Origin of the sequence: Chryseobacterium sp. 2TAF14 (genome assembly GCF_052115105.1) — a bacterium.
Classification (GTDB): domain Bacteria; phylum Bacteroidota; class Bacteroidia; order Flavobacteriales; family Weeksellaceae; genus Chryseobacterium.
In genome coordinates this window covers 1-1,260 of sequence record NZ_JBFRGA010000324.1, presented here as the reverse complement: position 1 = coordinate 1,260, position 1,260 = coordinate 1, and the positions used below count along the sequence as shown (strand labels likewise).

The 1,260-nt window shown below is 31.3% G+C and carries 1 protein-coding gene and 1 pseudogene; one reads left to right on the top strand and one right to left on the bottom strand.

Going from position 1 to position 1,260, the window contains the following annotated elements:
- Window positions 1–284, top strand: a pseudogene (locus AB4Y90_RS17950) (hypothetical protein); the annotation flags it as partial.
- Window positions 285–286: 2 nt separating this feature from the next.
- Here the strand turns inward: AB4Y90_RS17950 and AB4Y90_RS17945 are convergent.
- Window positions 287–1,260: glycosyltransferase family A protein (locus tag AB4Y90_RS17945; protein ID WP_441558922.1), on the bottom strand; the 974-nt coding region annotated here is incomplete at its 5' end.

The following is a 1,260-nucleotide window of genomic DNA, read 5'->3' as shown; positions in this document are numbered from 1 at the left end:
ACTTTACTCAAGCGCATGATAATGAGAAAAATCAGGCTTTAAAAAAGCTGATCAAGAAGAAAATTATCCTTTTCAAAGAAATGGTGCTCATCATGCAGTGGAAAGCATTGAAAGATAAAGAATACCTGAAAAAAAATATATTAAGGATGCAGAATCTTACAAGACTGAAAATCTCAGATTATTTTAATCAAGATTTTTCTCTTGATCTTAAAAAAAAGAATTTGTTTCAAAATATCCCGGCATATTTTGCTGCCCGATTATTTGTCTGGCGTTTTGAACGATAATTTTAGTTTTTAAATTTATAAAACCAAAACATCAAAGAGAAATTAGACAATAAAAAAGAATTGTAAAGCTTACTTATTCCTTTAAATTGAGATTTTACCGTTTCTTTATCCAGCTCGGTATAAGATTCTGAAAGCCTTTTTTTCTGGATTGATTTTTCTTCTGCGTTCATTTGAGGAGAAAAATGATGAAAGATTTTTATAGCATTCACCAGATTTTTATAGGCTACAAATTCAAAAATTGATTTTCGGGGCTCAAAAATGTCTTTTTGTTTAAAAATTTTTCGCAGCAGATAATCGGTTCTTGTAATATCGATTTTCTTTAATGAAAGCGATTTTGCCGACGAATCAGGATGAATGTAATGCGTATAAACTGCATTGCAGCTGCCAACAAATGACGCCTTTTCAAGAATTAATCGCTCTACGATTTCATCCCCATTTAAAAGAGGTTCGCCAAAAGCGAAAGAATGCGATTTAAAAACAGAAGATTTATAAAGCCCGCGAATGTGAATATCAAATCTTCCAACGGTATCTTTCACCAGCTGTTTTCCTGAAAATTGTCTGTATTCAAATTCTTTTTCCAGTGTATTTTCTGCGTAAATATTGTGGATGTTTTTTATTTTTCCATCAGTAAATTTTGTAATGACGATTGGGGTAACAATATCTAATTCAGGATGCTTTAGAAAGGTTTGATAACATTTTTCGATGGTATCGGAATCGATCAGATCATCATGATCAAACAAAAAAATAAATTCACCTTCAGCTTTTTCCTGTCCGTAAGCTTTAGAATACTGAGCGTATTTTTGATTTTCTTTTGTATAGATTTTAATTCTTGCATCTTTTTTTGCAAAATATTCCAAATCTTCCAATGTAGAATCTGTAGAACCATCATTCACACAGATAAATTCAATGTTTTGATACGTCTGATTCAGTAAACAATTCATTGAAGTCTTAACGAAATCACCCAGTTGTACAGAGT